The 21345-nt window shown below is 40.9% G+C and carries 21 protein-coding genes and 1 other annotated feature; of the genes, 14 read left to right on the top strand and 7 right to left on the bottom strand.

The window, feature by feature from the left end; translation table 11 throughout:
- Positions 1 to 3: 3 nt before the first annotated feature.
- The 9 genes from ACTJJD_RS04155 to ccpA all read left to right on the top strand — a co-directional run bounded on the left by ACTJJD_RS04155 (position 4) and on the right by ccpA (position 10425).
- Positions 4 to 816 (top strand): DUF1444 domain-containing protein, encoded by an 813-nt coding sequence (locus ACTJJD_RS04155; RefSeq protein ID WP_008343044.1) that lies wholly within the window; start codon positions 4 to 6, stop codon positions 814 to 816.
- A 16-nt stretch (positions 817 to 832) separates the two neighbouring features.
- Complete coding sequence (gene ytpR / locus ACTJJD_RS04150) at positions 833 to 1438, top strand: YtpR family tRNA-binding protein (protein ID WP_007501813.1); 606 nt, start codon at positions 833 to 835, stop codon at positions 1436 to 1438.
- A 196-nt stretch (positions 1439 to 1634) separates the two neighbouring features.
- Positions 1635 to 4388, top strand: a complete 2754-nt coding sequence (locus ACTJJD_RS04145) for a DNA translocase FtsK (protein WP_440608130.1) — start codon at positions 1635 to 1637, stop codon at positions 4386 to 4388.
- A 302-nt stretch (positions 4389 to 4690) separates the two neighbouring features.
- The gene (gene murC / locus ACTJJD_RS04140) at positions 4691 to 5989 is read left to right on the top strand and encodes a UDP-N-acetylmuramate--L-alanine ligase (protein WP_076822439.1); all 1299 of its coding nucleotides are present in this window, start codon (positions 4691 to 4693) and stop codon (positions 5987 to 5989) included.
- A gap of 223 nt (positions 5990 to 6212) precedes the next feature.
- Positions 6213 to 6629, top strand: a complete 417-nt coding sequence (locus tag ACTJJD_RS04135; RefSeq protein WP_017367864.1) for a DUF948 domain-containing protein — start codon at positions 6213 to 6215, stop codon at positions 6627 to 6629.
- A 29-nt stretch (positions 6630 to 6658) separates the two neighbouring features.
- Complete coding sequence (locus tag ACTJJD_RS04130) at positions 6659 to 7129, top strand: YtxH domain-containing protein (RefSeq protein WP_073413802.1); 471 nt, start codon at positions 6659 to 6661, stop codon at positions 7127 to 7129.
- A gap of 30 nt (positions 7130 to 7159) precedes the next feature.
- Positions 7160 to 7483 (top strand): bacillithiol system redox-active protein YtxJ, encoded by a 324-nt coding sequence (ytxJ, locus tag ACTJJD_RS04125; protein ID WP_007501805.1) that lies wholly within the window; start codon positions 7160 to 7162, stop codon positions 7481 to 7483.
- 413 nt (positions 7484 to 7896) lie between these two features.
- Complete coding sequence (locus tag ACTJJD_RS04120) at positions 7897 to 8973, top strand: bifunctional 3-deoxy-7-phosphoheptulonate synthase/chorismate mutase (protein ID WP_017358315.1); 1077 nt, start codon at positions 7897 to 7899, stop codon at positions 8971 to 8973.
- Positions 8974 to 9423: 450 nt separating this feature from the next.
- Positions 9424 to 10425, top strand: coding sequence for a catabolite control protein A (gene ccpA, locus ACTJJD_RS04115; RefSeq protein ID WP_008343056.1), 1002 nt, complete (start codon positions 9424 to 9426; stop codon positions 10423 to 10425).
- Positions 10426 to 10468: 43 nt separating this feature from the next.
- Here ccpA and ACTJJD_RS04110 read toward each other — a convergent pair whose 3' ends face one another.
- The 3 genes from ACTJJD_RS04110 to ACTJJD_RS04100 are packed head-to-tail and all read right to left on the bottom strand — an operon-like array spanning position 10469 to position 12938.
- Positions 10469 to 11629, bottom strand: a complete 1161-nt coding sequence (locus ACTJJD_RS04110; protein ID WP_024718705.1) for an acetoin utilization protein AcuC — start codon at positions 11627 to 11629, stop codon at positions 10469 to 10471.
- Entirely contained in the window at positions 11626 to 12267 is a 642-nt protein-coding gene (locus tag ACTJJD_RS04105; RefSeq protein ID WP_440608129.1) for a CBS and ACT domain-containing protein, read from the bottom strand. Before ACTJJD_RS04105 ends, ACTJJD_RS04110 begins: the two co-directional genes overlap by 4 nt.
- 38 nt (positions 12268 to 12305) lie before the next feature.
- Positions 12306 to 12938: a GNAT family N-acetyltransferase gene (locus tag ACTJJD_RS04100; protein WP_159159892.1), complete on the bottom strand. Its 633-nt coding sequence runs from the start codon at positions 12936 to 12938 to the stop codon at positions 12306 to 12308.
- Positions 12939 to 13093: 155 nt separating this feature from the next.
- Between ACTJJD_RS04100 and acsA the strand changes: the two genes are divergently transcribed.
- Both acsA and tyrS read left to right on the top strand, forming a co-directional pair.
- On the top strand, positions 13094 to 14818 hold the full coding sequence (gene acsA / locus ACTJJD_RS04095; RefSeq protein WP_270111727.1) for an acetate--CoA ligase: 1725 nt from the start codon (positions 13094 to 13096) through the stop codon (positions 14816 to 14818).
- A 59-nt stretch (positions 14819 to 14877) separates the two neighbouring features.
- Positions 14878 to 15115: a binding site (T-box leader), on the top strand.
- A 53-nt stretch (positions 15116 to 15168) separates the two neighbouring features.
- Positions 15169 to 16437 (top strand): tyrosine--tRNA ligase, encoded by a 1269-nt coding sequence (gene tyrS / locus ACTJJD_RS04090; protein WP_251185174.1) that lies wholly within the window; start codon positions 15169 to 15171, stop codon positions 16435 to 16437.
- A gap of 124 nt (positions 16438 to 16561) precedes the next feature.
- Here the strand turns inward: tyrS and ACTJJD_RS04085 are convergent, their stop codons facing one another.
- Positions 16562 to 16903: an antibiotic biosynthesis monooxygenase family protein gene (locus ACTJJD_RS04085; RefSeq protein WP_039170277.1), complete on the bottom strand. Its 342-nt coding sequence runs from the start codon at positions 16901 to 16903 to the stop codon at positions 16562 to 16564.
- A 271-nt stretch (positions 16904 to 17174) separates the two neighbouring features.
- Here ACTJJD_RS04085 and ACTJJD_RS04080 point away from each other — a divergent pair, with 271 nt between their 5' ends.
- The 3 genes from ACTJJD_RS04080 (at position 17175) to ACTJJD_RS04070 (ending at position 18710) form a co-directional block, all read left to right on the top strand.
- On the top strand, positions 17175 to 17753 hold the full coding sequence (locus ACTJJD_RS04080; RefSeq protein ID WP_373368006.1) for an esterase/lipase family protein: 579 nt from the start codon (positions 17175 to 17177) through the stop codon (positions 17751 to 17753).
- Between the two features lie 95 nt (positions 17754 to 17848).
- On the top strand, positions 17849 to 18061 hold the full coding sequence (locus ACTJJD_RS04075; protein ID WP_113747092.1) for a hypothetical protein: 213 nt from the start codon (positions 17849 to 17851) through the stop codon (positions 18059 to 18061).
- A gap of 49 nt (positions 18062 to 18110) precedes the next feature.
- Complete coding sequence (locus ACTJJD_RS04070) at positions 18111 to 18710, top strand: cysteine hydrolase family protein (RefSeq protein ID WP_113747093.1); 600 nt, start codon at positions 18111 to 18113, stop codon at positions 18708 to 18710.
- Positions 18711 to 18718: 8 nt separating this feature from the next.
- Here the strand turns inward: ACTJJD_RS04070 and ACTJJD_RS04065 are convergent, their stop codons facing one another.
- The 3 genes from ACTJJD_RS04065 to rpsD form a co-directional block, all read right to left on the bottom strand.
- A complete protein-coding gene (locus tag ACTJJD_RS04065) occupies positions 18719 to 18865 on the bottom strand; it encodes a hypothetical protein (protein WP_235672437.1) in 147 nt (48 codons plus the stop codon).
- Between the two features lie 496 nt (positions 18866 to 19361).
- A complete protein-coding gene (locus ACTJJD_RS04060) occupies positions 19362 to 20474 on the bottom strand; it encodes a hypothetical protein (RefSeq protein WP_144739789.1) in 1113 nt (370 codons plus the stop codon).
- A gap of 244 nt (positions 20475 to 20718) precedes the next feature.
- The gene (gene rpsD, locus ACTJJD_RS04055) at positions 20719 to 21321 is read right to left on the bottom strand and encodes a 30S ribosomal protein S4 (RefSeq protein WP_007501777.1); all 603 of its coding nucleotides are present in this window, start codon (positions 21319 to 21321) and stop codon (positions 20719 to 20721) included.
- Positions 21322 to 21345: the final 24 nt, after the last annotated feature.

Below are 21345 nucleotides of genomic sequence, written 5' to 3'. Positions count from 1 at the left end.
ATCATGGCGAAAATGACATCAAGACAGCTTGCCAATCAATTGAAAAGCCGTCTGACGAACGACAGCTGGACCCACCAGTTTGACAGGGAAAAAGATACGCTTCGTGTGGAAGATAAACATACAGGAAAGGGCATCACGCTTGAGCTCCCGCCGATTATTGCAAAGTGGGAAGTAAAGCCTGATGAAACACTGGATGAGATCGTTTATTATGTGAAAGAGGCGCTCAGCGCTATGAAAGGTGAAGCGCAGCACATCTCAGGCAAAGAGAAGCACATTTATCCGGTCATTCGTTCAACGTCCTTTCCAGAAACATCAAGTGATGAGATTCCACTCGTTTTTGATGAGCATACAGCAGAGACAAGAATCTACTATGCACTTGACCTTGGAAGCACCTACAGATTAATTGACGAGAAGATGCTGCAAAAGGAAAACTGGACAAAAGAACGAATCAGAGAAACCGCAAGTTTTAACGTCCGTTCACTAAAGACTGTCGTGAAAATGGATGAAGTGGCGGGCAACCGTTTTTATTTCTTCCGTGCAAATGACGGGTACGATGCAAGCAGAATATTAAATGAATCGATTTTACAAGAATACGCGCAAAAAGTAGAGGGGCAAATGGCCATTTCCGTTCCCCATCAAGATGTGTTCATCATTGCAGATGTACGCAATGAATCAGGCTATGATATTTTAGGGCAAATGTCGATGAGCTTCTTCGCCAGCGGCACGGTTCCGATTACGGCCTTGTCATTTTTATATGACGAAGGCAAGCTTGAACCGATCTTTATTCTTGCAAAAAGCAGACCAAAACAGCAGTAGAAGGGAATTTTGAAGAATGAACGTTTTTTATAATGCAGAAGGTGTCGGCGACACACTCCTTATTTCATTGAAAGATGTAACAAGAGAAGAAGTAGGTCATGAAACGTTTGGAGACGTCGTAAGAATCTTCAATCAAGACACAAAAGAAACAACAGGTTTTAATATTTTCAATGCATCTACTTACATGAAAATTGAAGAAAACGGATCTGTACCGCTTTCTGAAACGCTTGTTCAAGATATCAATGAAATTTTGAACCGCAACGGTGTCAGTGAAACATTAACAGTTGATCTATCACCTAAGTTTGTGGTCGGTTATGTGAAGGAAAAAGAAAAACATCCGAATGCAGATAAACTGAACATTTGCCAAGTAGATGTTGGCGATGAAACCTTACAAATCGTGTGCGGTGCACCAAACGTTGATCAAGGTCAATATGTTGTGGTTGCAAAGGTCGGTGCTGTGATGCCGAGCGGTTTGGTGATCAAAGATGCTGAACTAAGAGGTGTTCCTTCAAGCGGAATGATTTGTTCTGCAAAAGAATTAGATCTTCCGAATGCGCCTGCTGAAAAAGGAATCCTTGTTCTAGAAGGAAGCCGCCAAGCTGGCGAACCATTTGAAGCGTAACCTCCCATAAACGGGTACAAATGAGCGAAGAATGTGTTATACCAAAAGTCACTAAGTACGTACTTAGTGACTTTTTTTCATCTACAGACAGCATGAACAGCAAAGCGTAGCACTTTTCTCGCTTTTCTGCATGAAAAAGCAATGGTATACTAAAAATCGCCCAAGAAAACGTAAGGGGAGTTAAAGTGAGTGATAAATGATGAGTTGGTTAGATAAATTTTTTAGTGTATTTTTAGGAGAAGAAAAAAAAGAAGAAAAAGCTGAGAGGCCTGAAACAGGTCCGATTGCACCAAAGCAGCCAGCTGTTGAACAGCATAAAGAATATAAAAAAGTTGAAGATACGAAAGTGTATTATGAATATCCAAAAGGCAATTTTCGCTTTCCTCTCGTTCCAGATGAACCTGCACGTGAGGCAGCAAAGCAACAAGAAAGAAGGCGCACGCGGCCAAGTCAGCCAAAGGCAAAGCAGACGACCTATCAGCCAAAACAAACGGTGCAGCCTGATCTCAATAAAAAGCCTTTTAAACCAGAGCAAATCCCTTCACCCATCTATGGCTACCACCAGGATATGCGTCCAAAACATGCAGCAGCCAAAGAAGACACATCTTCTGTCAAAATGAAATCGGCAGAAGAAACGTCACAGCGTGTCACACTGTTATCAGAAGAAGCAGAGCGTGAACGGAATGTAAGACAGCAAATGAACATCCCGTCTATACGAAAAGAACAACGTATGGAAGACATGATGTCAGCCCAAACAGAAGAACAAGTAGAGAAGCAACCTGTCACGACGCCGCTTACTTTGCAAGAGGAACTCGCATATCAAGATCACGTTCAATCAACGATGGAACGTTTATATGACGAGCCTTTCAGTGAGAAAGAGGATCAAGATCAAGCTTTGTCACAGACCAAAGACGATCGGGAAGCATTCTTACATATGGAGCAAGCTGAAGCATCTAACGAGCCTCTAGAGATGGAGCAAGAACAGGCAGTCAACATTGAACAAGAAGAGCCGATGATTCCGCTTGAAGATGATGCTCAGAAAAAAGAGAGCTTTACATTTGAAACAGCTGAAAGCCCATCACCAGCACTTGACATGGAGATAGAAAGCCCGGTAGAAGAAACTGCGGTGCTGGAAGAGAAGAACATAGAGGCTATGGAGGAAAGAGCAGAGGCTGCACGGATAGAAGAAAGTCAAGTAGACGTGTCAGCGGTAGCATTTGAACAAGAAGAACCGGTGATCATACAAGATTTGCAAGATGATGATTCCCTGCCGGAAGAAAAATTAACAGATGATGAAGTCAAGCCAGTTGAAGAAGCATCAGATGAATTTGCTGACTCTGGACAAGCAGAGATCGCCGGGGATATGGCAGAAGAGCTTGAGGAAACACCTGAAGAAACGCCTGAAATAAAACGTGAAGAACCAAAACCGTCTTCTCCACAGCCAAAGCGCTCAAGCGGTCAAACCTCCACCGTTCCTTTTAACGTCATGATGTTAAAAAGTGATCAGCGCGTGCAAGGACAGAAGAAAACGGCAGATGCACAAGGATATGTATTTCCGAGTTTAGCCCTTCTAGACGTTCCGCCAGCACAAAAAGAAGAGGACGGAACATGGGTGAAAGAACGGGCAGAACTGCTCAATGCCACACTGAAAAATTTCAATGTCAGAGCAAGTGTTGTTCATGTGACACAAGGTCCTTCTGTTACAAGATTTGAAGTGCATCCTGAACCAGGCGTGAAAGTGAACAAAATTACAAACCTGTCAGATGATATCAAACTCAGTTTGTCTGCAAAAGATATTCGAATCGAAGCGCCGATTCCTGGGAAGAACACGATTGGAATCGAAGTGCCGAACCTTCACAGTAAAATGGTTTTCTTAAGAGAAATGATCAGAAGCAGTGCCTTCAGAGACAATCCATCTCCATTAACGGCGGCGCTCGGATTGGATATTTCCGGTCAGCCCGTTGTGGTTGATTTACAAAAAATGCCGCACGGCTTAATTGCCGGAGCAACAGGTTCAGGGAAAAGTGTCTGTATTAATACCATTCTCGTGAGCCTGATGTTTAAAGCCTCACCTGATGAAGTGAAAATGCTGTTAATCGACCCTAAAATGGTCGAACTGGCACCGTATAATCACATTCCGCATCTTGTGAGCCCGGTTATTACTGATGCCAAGACAGCCACAGCTGCCCTGAAATGGGTAGTAGATGAAATGGAAAGACGCTACGAACTGTTTGCACACTCTGGTGTGAGAGAAATCAAACGATTTAACGAACTGGTGAAAGAAAAACAAATGGGTGAAAAACTGCCATATCTCGTCGTTGTCATTGATGAGCTGGCTGATTTAATGATGGTCGCACCAAATGAAGTCGAAGAAAGCATTTGCCGAATTGCCCAAAAAGCAAGAGCATGCGGGATTCACTTACTCATTGCGACGCAAAGACCTTCTGTTGATGTCATTACAGGCCTCATTAAAGCAAACATCCCAACAAGAATTGCTTTCTCTGTTTCAAGCCAAGTGGATTCAAGAACGATCATTGATATGGCAGGTGCTGAAAAGCTTCTCGGAAAAGGAGACATGCTGTTCTTAGAAAATGGCTCTGGCAAACCGACAAGACTACAAGGGAACTTTGTATCAGATCGAGAGATTGATGAAGTGGTAGCGCATGTGAGAAAACAGCGCAAACCTGTGTTCCTTTTTGAACAGGAAGAATTGATGCTCCAAGGCTCTGCCATTACAGACGAAGATGAATTGTTTATGGACGCATGCCGGTTCGCCATCGAGCAAAATAGTGCAAGTACATCCAGTTTGCAAAGAAGATTTAGAATTGGCTACAATCGAGCAGCAAGATTGATTGATATGATGGAACGTGAAGGAATGATCTCTGGGGCAAAAGGCAGTAAGCCAAGAGAGGTCCTCATGACACTGAGTGACTTAGAACAATTGATCTAAACAAACCACTTCATTTTTTTGATAAACATGGTATGATAGCACATAGGTGCAATTTTTGAATTGGACGCTTTTCGCATGCCTGTCTGAACGCTTTTTAATGAAAATGAGCGAAAGCAGGTGTTAGAAATGGGAAAGTTGTCGGATACTAATCATAGTTAATATTGATTAGAATAGGAAGATCGGAAAAAAATCTTTATTTGGAGCTGCGATTTGTGATCAGCTAGAGACAAAAATCACAAGTTGCAAATTGAAATGAGCGTCATATACTGTAAGTCAGATAGACGTTTGTTGGAGGTACAATTATGACTGTTTATCATTTTGTTGGAATAAAAGGGACAGGTATGAGTCCACTGGCCCAAATTCTTCATGATACTGGGTATACTGTCCAAGGATCGGATATCGAAAAACATATCTTTACACAAAAAGCATTAGAAGAACGAAATATTAAAATTCTTCCATTTGACCCAGGTAATATTCAGCCAGGGATGACGGTGATTGCAGGAAATGCATTCCCAGATACACACCCTGAGATTGAGCGTGCTCTTTCTGAAGGGATTCCTGTTATTCGTTATCATAAATTTCTTGGAGAATACATGGATTCATTCACAAACGTTGCAATTACGGGTGCTCATGGTAAAACATCGACAACAGGTCTGCTTGCACATGTGATGCAAGCGGCAAAACCAACTTCCTACTTAATCGGTGATGGATCTGGAATGGGGAAAGAAAACAGCGAGTATTTTGTATTTGAAGCGTGCGAATACCGCAGACATTTCCTCAGCTACCATCCAGACTATGCGATCATGACCAATATTGATTTTGATCACCCTGATTATTTCACGGATATTGATGACGTGTTCGATGCGTTTCAAAACATGGCACTTCAAGTGAAAAAAGCCATCATCGCTTGCGGTGATGACGAGCATCTGCTCAAGATCCAAGCAAAAGTACCTGTTGTGTACTACGGATTCAATGAAGAAAATGATTTCCAAGCACGAAATGTTGTGAAAAACACAGAAGGCACCACATTTGATGTATTTGTACGTAATACGTTTTATGATACCTTCTACATTCCTGCTTACGGAAACCACAATGTCCTTAACTCATTAGCGGTCATTGCATTATGCCACTATGAGGCCATTGATGTAGAGCTCATCAAAGGTGCTTTAACGACATTTGGCGGTGTGAAACGACGCTTTAATGAAAAAGTAGTCGGTGAACAAGTCTTAATTGACGACTATGCGCACCATCCGACTGAAATTGAAGTCACGATCGAAGCAGCTCGCCAAAAGTATCCAGACCGTGATATTGTAGCAGTCTTCCAGCCGCACACTTTCACTCGTACACAGCAATTTTTAAGTGAATTTGCGGACAGTCTGAAAAAAGCAGACTATGTATACCTCTGTGATATTTTCGGTTCAGCTCGTGAAAACATTGGGAAACTAAGCATTGAAGATTTGCGGGAAAAAATTCCGCAAGCCCAATTGATTGAAGAAGAAGAGACATCTGTGCTGAAAACACATGAAAATGCGATCTTGGTCTTTATGGGAGCAGGAGATATTCAAAAGTATCTTCGTGCTTATGAGAAAGTCGCAGTATAATTGCCTGTCAAAAAGTGCCGATTCAATCGGCGCTTTTTTATTTTGAATAAAATGTGACAAAGGGGCTAAATGTGACAAGATGTGCCGCTTTTTTTCGTTCGCTGTGGACAGGAATTGGCGAATAAGTGTAGAATTATTATTCAATCGGTCATTCTAGGCGATGTTTGAATGATACAACGAGAGGGTATTGAATTGAATATGCCCGCAGCAAAGGAGGTATCAGATGATTATTATTCTCTATTTAAGCGTTGCACTCATCGCAATCGCTTTCCTCATTCTTGTCATCTACTTGTCCAAAACATTGAAATCCTTACAGCTGACATTAAAGAATGTCGCATCAACTTTAGAAGGTCTTGAAGGACAGATGCAAGGCATCACCACAGAGACAGCACAGTTGCTACATAAGACCAATCAGCTTGCTGAAGATATTCAAGACAAATCGGCAAAACTTAACACAGTTGTGGATGCGGTGCAGGGAATTGGTGGCTCGATCAACCAATTTAATACAAGCATAAAGCAGGCAGCTGGTGCGGTTTCTTCATCCGTTGAACGAAATCAAGAGAAAGTCACGGATGTGGTAAGCTGGAGTAACGCAGCACTTGAAATCTATAAAAAATGGAAACAGCGTAAACAACAATAATCAACCATTTTCGCATAGGAGGAATAATCATGAGCAAAGACGGAATCAATAGCAAAGACTTTTTGATCGGAACACTTATCGGTGGCATTATCGGTGCAACAACGGCATTATTTTTAGCACCAAAGTCAGGGAAAGAGCTTCGCGATGATTTGAACACCCAAGCGAATGCCCTAAAAGAGAAAACAGATCGTCTCACAACAGATGCAAAGGAAAAAGGCACTGAATATGTGACGATTGCGAAAGACAAAACATCTGAATTGTCTCAGCTCGTAGCAGAGCAGTCAAACCAGATTTTAGACAAAGTAAAAGACATAAAAGATCGTACAGCTGGAAAAGCTAAACAAGTAAAAAGCGAAACAGAAGATGCTGCAGCAAATATTGCAAATGAAGCTTCAGATGTAGCAGATGAAGCAAAAGTAAGAGCACAAGAAGCAAAAGCAGACATTGAAGACGGCATCAAAGATGTCAAAGAAAAAGTAGAACAATCTACGAAAGGCTAACTCGCTGCTTAAGTTAGGAAGGAGCACATCATGTCTAAACAACTCATAGAAACAGAAGAACAGTTTGACCAACTAACAAATCAAGACGGAACCTTTGTCTTTTTTAAGCACAGTTTGACATGTCCAATCAGCCAAGCTGCTTTTCAAGAGTTTGAAGCGTTTGCGTCAGAACACGAGGATGTTCCTGCTTATTTCTTGCAAATTCAAAACACAAGAGAGCTTTCATCCTATGTGACTGAAAAGTCAGGGATCAAGCACGAAAGCCCGCAGGCACTCATCTTTAGTGGTGGCAAAGTAAAGTGGCATGCTTCTCACTCAAGCATTACAAAAGAAGCGCTTGAACATAACATGTAGAAAAACGTCAGCGATTGCTGACGTTCAAGATTGTTGACAAAGGGCTAAAATGTACTTTATTTTAGCCCTTTGTCTTCTTTTCAGCGTGATAGAAAACCTTTGCAGTCTAGGAAGGACGAGCACTGGCACGGAGCGAATTTGTCATTCGTGAGTACCAGCGCGCAGGACTGACAAAGAATGCGAGGGTTTGTCTACCCGCTGAAACGTCAGCGATTGCTGACGTTTTTTTTATAAAAAAGGTTTACTTGCATCAAAAGTATGCTATAATCTTACACATAATACTTTATCGCTTAAAAGCGTTTGGGTAATAAAGAATTTTTTCGTGACAATTCCGAAATCTTTGTTTATAATAAACCCTATTATAAGAGATCAAAAATAAAAAGCGAGAGCGGGCAGAGGAAAGGATGACAAAAATGAGCAACAATGAATTGGAACAATTGAGACAGCAAGCAGATGAACTAAATCTTCAAATCTTAAAACTGATCAATGAAAGAGGAAACATTGTAAAAGAAATTGGAAAGGCAAAAGAAGCGCAAGGTGTCAACCGTTATGACCCTGTCAGAGAGCGCACAATGCTTAATCAAATTCTTGAAGAAAATGATGGCCCATTTGAAAATTCAACGATTCAACATATTTTCAAAGAAATTTTCAAAGCAGGTTTAGAGCTTCAAGAAGATGACCACAGCAAAGCACTTCTTGTTTCTCGTAAGAAAAAACCTGAAAATACAATTGTAAATATCAATGGAGAAGCGATCGGTGACGGAAAACAACGTTTCATCGTTGGACCATGTGCCGTTGAAAGCTACGAGCAAGTTGCAGAAGTAGCGGCAGCAGCGAAACAGCAGGGACTAAAACTTCTTCGTGGCGGCGCATTTAAGCCTCGCACAAGTCCATACGACTTCCAAGGACTTGGCGTAGACGGTCTAAAAATTCTAAAACGTGTAGCAGATGAATACGGTCTTGCAGTTATTAGTGAAATCGTGAATCCTGCTCATATTGAAGAAGCGATTGAGCATATCGATGTCATCCAAATTGGAGCACGTAACATGCAAAACTTCGAGCTTTTAAAAGAAGCTGGATCAGTGAATAAACCAGTTCTTTTAAAACGCGGTCTAGCAGCAACAATTTCAGAATTCATCAATGCAGCTGAATACATCATCGCACAAGGAAATGACCAAATCATCCTTTGCGAGCGAGGCATCCGCACATACGAAACAGCCACAAGAAATACACTAGATATCTCGGCTGTGCCAATCTTGAAACAAGAGACACATTTACCAGTCTTTGTTGACGTGACACACTCAACTGGACGAAGAGATCTACTTCTTCCAACAGCTAAAGCAGCTCTTGCGATTGGAGCAGACGGTGTGATGGCAGAAGTGCATCCAGATCCATCTGTTGCCCTATCTGATTCAGCGCAGCAAATGGACATTCCACAATTCGAAAAATGGTTAGATGCATTAAGACCACTTGTCAACATTCATGCGTAATCATAAATAGAAAAGCCGCCGGATGACAGCCCGGCGGTTTTTTCATGAAAAAATACGATCAAGATTGGGAATGAAAGGAAGAGAGCACATTGCAAGCTAAAAATATGCTTGTTCACAATGTTTTCATTTTTAAAATTCGATAGAATCTGCTAAGATCATTGTCATAGCTGACGTTCGCGACGATTTTTGGTGAAATATGATTCAATTTACAGGTAACAAGCTCATTAAAGTTTGTTTAATTTAGTTATAAAAAGAAAGGGAACGTTTTCATATGAAGAAAAAACGTGTATAATTTCATAAAAGAATGTCATTTTGATGTAGATTGAAAAATTATGTGTCTCTTTTCATCGTTTTAATGACAAATAGGATATTATTTTCCTCGTATCTGACATGTCTCTATCCAATTGGTGAATGCTATAGATATGAAGTGTATTTGAAGGAGTGATTTATGTGAATAATGTTACAATATATGATGTAGCAAGAGAAGCAAACGTAAGTATGGCAACGGTATCACGCGTTGTTAATGGTAATCCAAACGTAAAACCAACAACAAGAAAAAAGGTACTTGAAGCAATTGATCGTCTCGGCTACCGTCCAAACGCAGTCGCACGAGGCCTTGCAAGTAAAAAGACCACAACAGTTGGGGTCATCATCCCTGATATTTCAAGTATCTTCTATTCAGAGCTTGCACGAGGAATTGAAGATATTGCGACGATGTACAAGTACAACATTATTTTGAGCAACTCAGACCAAAATACTGATAAAGAACTTCATTTGTTAAACACAATGCTTGGCAAACAAGTAGATGGAATCGTTTTTATGGGCGGAAACATTACAGATGTGCATGTGGAAGAATTTAAGCGCTCTCCTGTACCCATTGTACTTGCAGCATCTGTTGAAGAGCAGGCACAAACACCATCAGTCAACATTAACTATGAACAAGCCATTTATGATTCAGTTCAGCTATTAGTTGAAAAAGGACATAAACGAATTGCGTTTGTATCTGGACCAATGTCAGAACCAATTAACTCTATGAGAAAGCTTGCTGGTTATAAGCGTGCGCTTGAAGAAGCTGGTATCGCGTTTGACGAAGCGCTTGTTGCTGAAGGAGACTACTCATATGACTCTGGTATTGAAGCGCTCGCTAATCTGCTTGAGCAATCTGACAAGCCGACGGCTGTGATTGCAGCGACTGACGAAATGGCGCTAGGTGTCATTCATGGAGCGCAGGACAGAGGCGTATCAATTCCTGAAGATTTAGAAGTGATTGGCTTTGATAACACAAGACTATCCCTCATGGTGCGCCCTCAATTGACAACAGTTGTTCAGCCGACTTACGATATTGGAGCTGTTGCGATGAGACTTTTGACAAAGCTCATGAACAAAGAACAAGTAGAAGATCAAATTGTTGAATTACCACATAGAATTGAAGAAAGACAATCGACGAAATAAAAAAGAAAGCAGGCTCACTTGATCAGTGGACGCCTGCTTTTTTTTATGCCTTTTTCTTTTCTCGTCTAACAGGCATGAGTGCTTTTTCTACCGTTTGCGCATTTTTTTCTGTAATTTCTGCTCTTCTTGGAATCGGTGGATATAAATCGTCAGGATCTAGCCATGTGGATGGAAGCGGAACAGGAGATTGTTTTTCCCATGCCCGAATCCATTCCTGAGGAAGCGCATCTGGTGGTGTAATGCCTTTCATCTCAAGCCAAATGCGGCTCCATGCTCTTGGGACGACACGCCAAATATCATAGCCGCCTCCGCCCACAGCGATCCATTTTCCATCACAATATTGATGCGCCAGCTCATGGGCAATTCTAGGAATTTCCTCATATATTTTCATGGTAGCAGATAAATGCGTCAAAGGGTCATAATAGTGGGCATCTGCTCCATTTTGCGTCAAAATGACATCTGGTTTAAAAAAAGCAGCAATCTCTGTCACTGCTGTTCGATAGGCTTCTAAAAATGATTCGTCTTCTGTAAATGCGTCAAGCGGGATATTATATGCATAGCCATAGCCTTTATCATGACCCCTTTCCTGTACTTGTCCAGTTCCAGGGAACAAATAGCGCCCTGTTTCATGAATAGAAACAGTACATACCTCTGGATCATCATAGAAGCTAAACTGGACACCATCGCCATGATGAGCATCTGTATCAATATATAAAATTCTAGCGCCATATGTCTTTTGAATATACTGAATGGCCACCGAGCTGTCATTATAAATACAAAAGCCAGAGGCACGTCCTTTAAATCCATGATGAAGCCCGCCGCCAAGATTGAGCGCATGCTGCGAATGTCCAAGCATCACTTGATCAACCGCTGTTAATGTCCCGCCAACTAGGAGAGAAGCTGCCTCGTGCATCCCTGCAAACATCGGGGTGTCCTCAGTGCCAAGACCATAACGTTCCCCCTCTGCGGTGGACAGTTTTCCTTCACTTGCCCGCTGTACTGCTTGAATGTAGTCTGCTGTATGGACAAGCTTTAACTCCTCCAGCGTCGCCATACGAGGTGCGACAATCTCATCATCCGTTAACGCCTTCATTTTTTGAAGAAGATCATAAGTTAAGTAGACGCGAAGCTGATTGAAGGGATGATCTTGGTGAAACTGATACGTTTGAAAAGATGGTGAAAAAACAAAGGTCGCTTCCTTCATTTGATCGTCTGCTCCATAGGCCAGAGCACTTTATAGCCTTTTGCACGAATCAGCTTCATCACATGATCTGCATGCATCGTTTGAAGGCGGAAGACGAGCACTTTAGAGGCTTCATTGGCATGTGGGTACACGAGTACACTCAGCATTTGAATATGCTGCTCTTTTAAAATGGACGTAATGTCTGCAAGACCCTCTGTCACTTGCGCTACTTCAACCTCTAAATGTGATCCAGGCTGATCTGCACCTGTTAGTCTTACAAACGTACGAAGTAAATCTGTTTTTGTGATGATCCCTACAAGCTTGCCGCGTCTCACAACGGGAAGACAGCCAATTCCGTGTTCAAAAAAGACACTTGAAATCTCCTCAACGAAATCAAGCGGATGAGCGGTAATCGTCTCTAGCACCATGATGTCTTCAACCGGCCGCTGAATAAAAAGCTGCCTTTTCTCTGTTTCAAAAGTACTTGGACTGGCATTTTTAATATCCCGATCTGTCACCATCCCAATGACAGATCCCTGCTCAGATACGATGGGAATATGCCGAATGTGATGTGCACTCATTTTTTGAATGGCCTCTTCAATCGTATCGGTTTTTCGCAGCGTGATCACATCACGCTCCATAATTTGTTCAATCATCATGTTTACCAATCCCCTTTGCCAAAAAAACGAATTGAACGTTAATACATAAAGCGCTGATGGAAGCGAAGACGATCGAAACGCTCGATTGAATCTGGACTCACATGTTTTCCGATCCGTGCCATTAAACAATTGGCTGGATGTGAGCTGATCTCTGGCTCGTCTGTTGCAAACCAGACAAGACCGCCTGCGTTCATCATTTTCTCCATCATTTTGCGGTACTCCCACACGTTTTTCTTTGTCCCCTTTAAATCCCAATGCCAGTAATATTCAGTTGTAATGATAATGTAATTCTCCATTTGCTCATCCATCATGCTCACATCCAGTAAATGCTTGCCAAGTGAGCAGCCTCTGAATGGAGGAGCGACTTCAATGGCACCGAGCTCAATTAAATTGTCCATGTTGCCTTCTGACCAGCGTTCAAGCGGATCAGGGTACAAATACGTGACATAGCCTACGACAAGCTCATCCACCCTAGCAATGATAATACGTCCTTCAGGAAGATCTGCTATTTCAACAAGTGCTTGTTTCTGTTCCTCAGGCGTGCGAAATGCCGTTAGTCCTTCATGAAACGTATAGTTCGCAAGCTCTGATGCAGGTACCGGTCCTTCGATCAGGATGGAACCTGTTTCTCGCTCAATGGTTTTTGAATAATAAGTTTTAGGATGCTCCACGTATCCACCGCCTCAAATTCTAGTGAGTCGTCTCTATTCTATCTTAAATCTTGCAATAATTAAAACGGTTTCATCAGAAGTTTTTTAAAAATTGAGAAAAAAAGTCATCTATACTATAATGGTCATTGTAAACGTATGCAAAGGGGGACTGTTTGATGAAAGTGGAAACGCTACCATCAGTAAAAGGGGACTATCATTTAAATGATTATGAGCAAGCATACAAAGAATTTTCATGGGAGGAAGCGAGAAAAAATTTCTCTTGGTATGAAACAGGAAAAGTAAATGCAGCTTATGAAGCGATTGACAGACATGCGGACTCGTTTCGTAAAAACAAGGTGGCGCTTCACTACAAAGATTCACAGCGGGATGAAAAGTATACGTTCAGGGATATGAAAATCAAGACAAACAAAGCAGGAAATCTATTAAGAGAACAGGCACATGTGCAAAAAGGGGATCGCGTGTTTATCTTTATGCCAAGATCACCTGAGCTCTATTTTCTACTGCTTGGTGCTGTCAAAATTGGTGCGATCGTCGGTCCGTTATTTGAGGCATTTATGGAAGGTGCTGTCAAAGATCGTTTAGAAAATAGTGAGGCAAAAGTGATTGTGACAACGCCTGATCTGCTTGAGCGGATTCCGTTTGCAGAACTTCCAAAGCTTGAATCCGTCATCATTGTCGGTGGTGAAAAAGAGGATGCAGGTGGTGTGCGGACGATTCACTTTGAAGAAGCATTTGAACAGGCAGTGAAGGAGCTTGAAATCGAGTGGATGGATGAAAAAGATGGATATCTGCTTCATTACACGTCAGGGTCCACTGGTACGCCAAAAGGTGTGCTCCATGTTCATGGCGCAATGGTGCAGCAAGGCCAGACGGGTAAATGGGTACTTGATTTGAAAGAAGAAGATGTCTACTGGTGCACAGCAGATCCAGGCTGGGTAACAGGGACGGTGTACGGTATTTTTTCTCCGTGGTTGAATGGAGCGACGAATGTCATTTTAGGCGGCAGGTTCAATCCTGATACGTGGTACGAAACCATCGAATCGCTTGGTGTGACCGTTTGGTACAGTGCACCGACAGCCTTCAGAATGCTGATGGGAGCAGGAGACGATCTCATTCAAAAATATGATCTCAGCTCACTCCGTCATGTGTTAAGTGTAGGAGAGCCTCTTAATCCAGAAGTCATTCGCTGGGGAGACGCTGTATTTGGCAAACGAATTCATGACACTTGGTGGATGACAGAAACAGGTGCACAGCTGATTTGTAACTATCCATGCATGGATATCAAACCAGGTTCGATGGGGAAACCAATTCCAGGCGTTGAAGCTGCGATTGTAGATAATGCCGGAAATGAACTTCCGCCATACCGGATGGGGAACCTTGCCATCAAAAAGGGCTGGCCATCTATGATGCATACGATCTGGAACAATCCTGAAAAATATGAATCTTACTTTATGCCGGGAGATTGGTATGTTTCAGGAGATTCAGCTTATATGGATGAAGATGGATACTTCTGGTTCCAGGGACGTGTCGACGATGTCATCATGACGTCAGGAGAGCGGGTCGGTCCATTTGAGGTAGAAAGTAAACTGGTGGAACATCCGGCCATTGCAGAGGCTGGTGTCATCGGAAAACCAGATCCTGTGCGCGGTGAAATTATTAAAGCATTTATAGCGCTTAGAAGCGGATACGAACCGACAGATGAGCTGAAAGAAGAGATTCGCACGTTTGTGAAAAAAGGACTCGCTGCACATGCAGCACCGAGAGAAATTGAGTTTAAAGACAAACTGCCAAAAACACGCAGCGGTAAAATTATGAGACGTGTGCTAAAAGCGTGGGAACTGAATTTACCTGCTGGCGATCTCTCGACAATGGAAGATTAATCGCTTCCGTCAGTTGACTTGATATCAAAAGTATGTTAAAAATGACTTTAGTTGAATATGAAAAGGTTTTGACTGAGATTCAGTAGAATCATCTTTCCCTGTCCAAGAGAGCTGACGGCTGGTGCGAGTCAGTACAAAGAGATATTCGAATTACCCTCACGAACCGCTTTTACGAAAAGGAGCATGCATGTTGCCTGATTAGTGGAAGAACGGATCTGTCCGTTATCAGTGTAAGTGAAAAGACGTGTTGTTTTGTCTTTTAAGCAGGGTGGTACCGCGATATATATCGTCCCTTCGTTCATTCGAAGGGGCGTTTTTTATGTTGAATTGTAAAAAAAGGAGATTTGGATATGAGTCAATTGATGGAAGAATTATCGTTCAGAGGATTAATTCAGCAACAAACAGATGAAGAAGGTTTAACAAAATTATTAGCAGAAGAAAAAATCAAGCTATACTCCGGCTTTGATCCAACAGCTGACAGCTTGCACATTGGTCACTTACTGCCGATTTTAACATTGCGCAGATTCCAAGAAGCAGGCCATCATCCGATTGCACTTGTTGGTGGCGCAACTGGACTGATTGGTGACCCAAGTTTCAAAAAAGCAGAACGTTCACTAAACCCAGCAGAAATCGTCGAACAGTGGTCAGAGAAAATCAAAGGCCAGCTCTCTCAATTCCTTGATTTTGAAGCAGGTGACAACCCAGCTGTCATCGTCAATAACTATGACTGGATCAGTCAAATGAATGTCATCACGTTCCTTCGTGATATTGGAAAGAACTTCGGTGTCAACTTCATGCTGGCAAAAGATATCGTGAGCTCACGGATTGAAACAGGGATTTCGTACACAGAATTCAGCTACGTGATTCTGCAATCGTTAGACTTCTTGAACCTTTACAGAAATGAAAACTGTAAGCTGCAAATCGGCGGAAGTGACCAGTGGGGAAATATCACATCTGGACTTGAGTTGATCCGTAAGTCTGAAGCAGAAGGCGGAAAAGCATTCGGTCTCACAATGCCGCTTGTGACAAAAGCAGACGGCACGAAGTTTGGGAAAACAGAAGGTGGTGCCATCTGGTTAGATAAAGAAAAAACATCTCCATATGAATTCTACCAATTCTGGATCAACACAGATGACCGTGATGTCGTGAAATACTTAAAATACTTTACGTTCCTATCAAAAGAAGAGATCGCATCGTATGAAGAAAAAGTGCAAACAGCCCCTGAAAAGCGTGAAGCACAGCGCCGTTTGGCAGAAGAAGTCACAACACTTGTGCATGGCCGTGAATCACTAGAACAGGCTGTCAACATCTCAAATGCGCTATTTAAAGGCGAGATCAAATCTCTTACAGCAGAAGAAGTGAAAGTAGGCTTTAAAGATGTACCATCAATGGAGAAAGACAGTGCAGAAGAATTAACACTTGTTGATGTTCTTGTCGAATCAAAACTGTCTCCATCAAAACGTCAAGCACGTGAAGATATCACGAATGGCGCAGTTTCCATCAACGGAGAGAGACAAACCGACAAAGACTACGTCCTTTCAGCTGAAGATAGAATTGAAAAACAATTTACCGTCTTAAGAAGAGGGAAAAAGAAATATTTCCTTGTGACGTATAAATAAATCCTTATGAAACAGTAAGTATCATGAAAAGCACCTCAAATGTTCATATACATTGAGGTGCTTTTTTTATTCAGAAGTAGGAATTAAGCTTTTACAGAGCGGTTTTCTCTCATTTGTCTGTTTCTTATTCAAGGAGTGAATCTTCGTTTGTATAAGCATGTTCTACCTTACAAATTCGGGTTGTATAGGATTCATACCAATCTTTTTTTCCTTTTTTTTGAACACGCTGATGTGCTGTATGTGCTTTCCATTCTTTGATGGCTGCTAATGAATCCCAGTAAGAGACAGTGATTCCAACACCATGTTCATCTCGTACACTTTCTATTCCAAGAAACCCGTCTAGTTCTTTCGCTAATTCTTCCATTTTTTGAGCAGCCACGGCGTATTCTTTCTGCTCGACATTTGTTCGTTTTGATGTGAAAATCACGGCATAATAGGGTAGTGCAGGTGTTTGAGTAAACAGCATCTAGCAGAACCTCCTTTTGTCTATTCACATTATATATGAAAGATAGAGAGGCCCGTAGTCTTTTTGTTTTAATTTCAAAAAGACCATGGTGCTTTTTCATTAGGTATTGTGCTGTGAAATCATCTGATAAATATTACCTTGTTCACTTTTCTGTCATATTTTTCTTGTTTAAAATAGAGACGTATCAGAAAATTAAGGGGGAATGAACATGATCGTTTTAAAGAAAAGGAGTTTGCAAATTCTGATTGCGCTTGCATTAGTGGTTGGATCAATGGCCTTCATCCAGCCGAAAGAAGCCAAAGCGGCTGCGCATAATCCGGTTGTAATGGTACACGGCATGGGCGGTGCGTCTTATAACTTTGCTTCGATCAAACGATACTTGGTATCACAGGGATGGGATCAAAACCAGCTTTTTGCAATCGATTTCATAGACAAAACAGGTAATAACCTGAACAATGGCCCGCGTCTCTCGAGATTCGTCAAAGATGTACTAGCCAAAACGGGCGCCAAAAAAGTAGATATTGTGGCTCATAGTATGGGTGGTGCGAACACGTTATACTATATTAAAAACCTAGACGGCGGAGATAAAATTGAAAACGTCGTCACACTTGGTGGAGCGAACGGGCTCGTTTCACTCAGAGCATTACCAGGCACCGATCCAAACCAAAAAATTCTTTACACATCTGTCTATAGCTCAGCCGATCTCATTGTCGTCAACAGCCTCTCACGCTTGATTGGCGCAAGAAACGTCCTCATCCACGGCGTTGGACATATCGGTCTATTAACCTCAAGCCAAGTCAAAGGCTATGTGAAAGAAGGATTGAATGGCGGAGGACAGAATACGAATTAAAAAATGAAAAAGACAGCGATTTGTGCTGTCTTTTTTGATGTCATGGTTATATGGGAGCTGCTAGGTGTTGGAGAAGATTTTTAGGAGGATAAAAGATGACGCAAAAACTCAAACAACATTTCTTAGGCTACTTTCTCTATTTCCCATGTTCATTTCTGATCATCTATATAATCTGGATGGCAATCGTCAAATCAGTGCAATGGACAGAAGTCATATCTAATTGTACATCCATCATTGGTATCTATTACTTAATAGCCAGTGTATGTTTTGTCTTTTTACTGCAAAAACAGACAAAACATCGTACATAGCCAAATAAAAACATGTACAAATCAACCACCATTCCTTACACTACAAGTAATGATTCAGATTCTTCGGAGGTGGGGATTTGTGCAACAACATCAAAAGGCTTTGATTATGGTCGATGTACAGAAAGCATTCGAGCACGAAAAATGGGGAGAACGGAATAATCTAGATGCAGAGAAGAACATCAGTCGTCTATTGACGTTTTGGAGAGAGAAAGGCTGGACAGTGATTCATATTCAGCATACATCGGATCAGCCGCACTCCTTATTTCATCCAGCAAATGAAGGGCACTCCTTCAAAGAGATCGCTAAACCGCTAGATGAAGAAACGGTCATACAAAAGAAAGTCAACAGCAGCTTTATAGGTACAAACTTAGAGGAACAACTAAGATCAAACGAGATCGACACTGTTGTGATCGCTGGACTCACAACACCGCACTGCGTATCTACCACAACAAGAATGAGTGGAAACCTAGGCTTTGATACATACCTCATTTCGGATGCGACAGCCGCCTTTGGACTCGCAGATCAAACCGGTACATATTATGACGCAGAAACGATCCATCGCCTCTCACTTGCAACACTGCATGATGAATTTGCGACTGTCCTGACAACAGAGCAGCTGATCACAAATTGGGCAAGCAAAAGCTCCTAGAATCATCTCTAGGAGCTTTTTGCTTGTTCATCCAGCGGCTGTTTTCGTTGTTCAATACTTGAGTAGATGAGATCAATTCCAATAAATAAGAAGCTGACAAAGAAAGATAAAATGAGTGTGCCGTGCTCCCAAATGGAGATATTGACTATGTTCATATTAAGGACAAACTTAATTGAGAAATGCACAACGATCCATGAGAGTAGAAATTCAAAGATAAACGTGAACCATTGAGGGAATCTTAGCAAAGTGGAAATTCCTTTACCAATGAATACTAAAAAGATCGACCAAAAAAGCAATCCCACTGACTAATAAACAGAAGGTCAACAATGAAAGAAATGAATTACAGGTAATGTATTCACCGAAAAGAAAGTTCACTCCTATGGAGACAACGAAAAAGGATAGCACTTGGTAACATATCAACAATACTAAAGGAATCAAATAAAAGGAAAATGAGAAGAATGGTTTATACCATGCCAGGTGGTTTATCATTAAAAGAGTCGTGATTATATTCAAATGAACAAGACCAGCAACGTGCGACTAGTTTAATCATCACAAAGAAACCTAAAGCATTGATATAACTTTGTTTCTAGGGTTTTTGTTATTGCTCATTACAAAGCAATTCAATTAACAAATGTAAAAAAACCTTGAAAATTATCGAACTTTGAACTCCTTCAAGAGCAGGTTAGGAATTTCATGCATTTTATCAAAATTAACATTTTCTTTACTTATTAACAAAGGATTAACATCTATAATTGGATTTGGAGTTATTAACTCTAAGGATTTTCTGCTGACATCAACCAGAAATGGATCCTTTAAAACTTTTTCGTTGATTTTTTTTTGTATATATACATCTTCAGAATAACTAAAAATTATAAAGTTTATTGCAGCTAATTTTTTTTCGGGAGGCAGTTTTCGGAATTGCTTGTAGAAGGATCTATATCTCTTTTCTTTTGAATCTACAAACATCATAATTACACTGGAACTTTCAAGTGGGAATACACATATATGAACCGATTTTATTTGATATTCGGGTGAATAGTTGTATATATTGTTAATAATATTGCCCTCAAAATCAGCTAGCAATGCAACAGTACTTTGGAAAGCGATTGGAACAACATAGTCTAGTTTTTGATGATAAAATAAATAATACTCATTTTCCCATCCTTTTTTTTCTACTCGTTTTGCACGATTAAATCCTTCAATATATTCTTGTAAATCTAAATTATTTATAATTTGTTTTTGCTCAATGTTTTCAAATGGTTGTTCGTTACTATCCATAATATTATTAAACAATTCTATTTCTAATTTTCTTTTACTTATGCTTTTTAAATAATTTTTCATTGCAATTTGTGCTATCATTTTTGAGGTTGGTGTAGCTTCATAATTATCTGGATTTTCATAGTCACTAAATATTTTGCTATCACAATCTCTACAAATTAATTGAAAAGTACCAGTTTTATTTATACCTATATCATCATCCAATAATGGCATGTTTATTAATTTATGGTTATTATAAACAACCCCTTCATGAGCAATGTTTCTGAGGAAAAAAGCAGGTATTGAGTGCGAATTGCAAAAACTACTACATTTTTCGCCACAATAAAAACATTCATTGCTTTTTGCGTTTTTTCTACTTTGACTTAGCAATTGGCCAAAATATTTTCTGAACTCAACTTTCTTTTCTTTCATTGCATCCAATTCTACCTCTGAATCAGTTCCTAAACTAAGCATTTGAATTAAATCTTGATCATCAAAACTAAACATAAATTTTTGCCCCTAAATGATCTATATTTTTTGAAGAAATTAATTATTTTGTCTTTTTAGAAGATATATTTAAAAAAAGTTTTTTGAAAAACGTCCATCATGACACGTTATAACAAGTACCACCAAAACCAAGAGGTAAGGATGAAAACATATTGCAAAGCAAGAGATAAATAAAACACCCTAGAAACGTTGATATATCAACAATTCTAGGGTGCTTAGTATCGCTAGTTAAAAAGCGAATTAATTAACGAGAGTAGAACTCAACGATTAGTTGTTCGCTGATTTCAGGCGCTAATTCTGAACGCTCTGGAAGACGAGTGAAAGTTCCTTCAAGCTTTTCAGCATCGAAAGTAAGGTATTCAGGTACGAAGTTGTTCACTTCAACTGATTCTTTCACAACTGCAAGGTTTTGAGATTTCTCACGAAGAGCAATCGTTTGACCTGGTTTCACAGAGAAAGATGGGATGTCTACACGGCTTCCATCAACAAGGATGTGACCATGGTTTACTAGCTGACGAGCTTGGCGGCGCGTACGAGCAAGGCCAAGACGGTATACTAGGTTGTCAAGGCGAGTTTCAAGAAGGATCATGAAGTTTTCACCTTGTTTACCAGGAAGTTTAGCAGCTCTGTCAAATAGTGTACGGAATTGACGTTCGTTGACACCGTACATGTGACGAAGCTTTTGCTTCTCTTGTAATTGTAAACCGTATTCAGATAGTTTTTTGCGTTGTCCTGGACCATGTGGGCCTGGAGCGTAAGGGCGTTTTTCAAGTTCCTTACCTGTTCCGCTTAATGAAATGCCTAAACGGCGGGAAATCTTCCAACTTGGACCTGTATAGCGAGCCATAATGTGACTCCTCCTTATTGTTTT

The sequence above is a fragment of the Bacillus sp. 22446 genome, assembly GCF_052044955.1.
GTDB lineage: Bacteria > Bacillota > Bacilli > Bacillales > Bacillaceae > Bacillus > Bacillus altitudinis.
This window is presented reverse-complemented; position numbering and strand designations above follow the sequence as displayed.

What these genes read in the sequence shown, in the direction of transcription:
- ACTJJD_RS04065 (WP_235672437.1), bottom strand. Translation starts at nt 18,865, where the DNA reads ATGAACATAGTCAATATCTCCATTTGGGAGCACGGCACACTCATTTTA.
- ACTJJD_RS04075 (WP_113747092.1), top strand. Translation starts at nt 17,849, where the DNA reads ATGACGCAAAAACTCAAACAACATTTCTTAGGCTACTTTCTCTATTTC.
- ACTJJD_RS04130 (WP_073413802.1), top strand. Translation starts at nt 6,659, where the DNA reads ATGAGCAAAGACGGAATCAATAGCAAAGACTTTTTGATCGGAACACTT.
- ACTJJD_RS04105 (WP_440608129.1), bottom strand. Translation starts at nt 12,267, where the DNA reads ATGATGATTGAACAAATTATGGAGCGTGATGTGATCACGCTGCGAAAA.
- ACTJJD_RS04060 (WP_144739789.1), bottom strand. Translation starts at nt 20,474, where the DNA reads ATGTTTAGTTTTGATGATCAAGATTTAATTCAAATGCTTAGTTTAGGA.
- ACTJJD_RS04110 (WP_024718705.1), bottom strand. Translation starts at nt 11,629, where the DNA reads ATGAAGGAAGCGACCTTTGTTTTTTCACCATCTTTTCAAACGTATCAG.
- ACTJJD_RS04080 (WP_373368006.1), top strand. Translation starts at nt 17,175, where the DNA reads ATGGCCTTCATCCAGCCGAAAGAAGCCAAAGCGGCTGCGCATAATCCG.
- ACTJJD_RS04135 (WP_017367864.1), top strand. Translation starts at nt 6,213, where the DNA reads ATGATTATTATTCTCTATTTAAGCGTTGCACTCATCGCAATCGCTTTC.
- ACTJJD_RS04085 (WP_039170277.1), bottom strand. Translation starts at nt 16,903, where the DNA reads ATGCTGTTTACTCAAACACCTGCACTACCCTATTATGCCGTGATTTTC.
- ytpR (WP_007501813.1), top strand. Translation starts at nt 833, where the DNA reads ATGAACGTTTTTTATAATGCAGAAGGTGTCGGCGACACACTCCTTATT.
- ACTJJD_RS04145 (WP_440608130.1), top strand. Translation starts at nt 1,635, where the DNA reads ATGATGAGTTGGTTAGATAAATTTTTTAGTGTATTTTTAGGAGAAGAA.
- murC (WP_076822439.1), top strand. Translation starts at nt 4,691, where the DNA reads ATGACTGTTTATCATTTTGTTGGAATAAAAGGGACAGGTATGAGTCCA.
- ACTJJD_RS04155 (WP_008343044.1), top strand. Translation starts at nt 4, where the DNA reads ATGGCGAAAATGACATCAAGACAGCTTGCCAATCAATTGAAAAGCCGT.
- ACTJJD_RS04120 (WP_017358315.1), top strand. Translation starts at nt 7,897, where the DNA reads ATGAGCAACAATGAATTGGAACAATTGAGACAGCAAGCAGATGAACTA.
- tyrS (WP_251185174.1), top strand. Translation starts at nt 15,169, where the DNA reads ATGAGTCAATTGATGGAAGAATTATCGTTCAGAGGATTAATTCAGCAA.
- ytxJ (WP_007501805.1), top strand. Translation starts at nt 7,160, where the DNA reads ATGTCTAAACAACTCATAGAAACAGAAGAACAGTTTGACCAACTAACA.
- acsA (WP_270111727.1), top strand. Translation starts at nt 13,094, where the DNA reads ATGAAAGTGGAAACGCTACCATCAGTAAAAGGGGACTATCATTTAAAT.
- rpsD (WP_007501777.1), bottom strand. Translation starts at nt 21,321, where the DNA reads ATGGCTCGCTATACAGGTCCAAGTTGGAAGATTTCCCGCCGTTTAGGC.
- ACTJJD_RS04070 (WP_113747093.1), top strand. Translation starts at nt 18,111, where the DNA reads ATGATTCAGATTCTTCGGAGGTGGGGATTTGTGCAACAACATCAAAAG.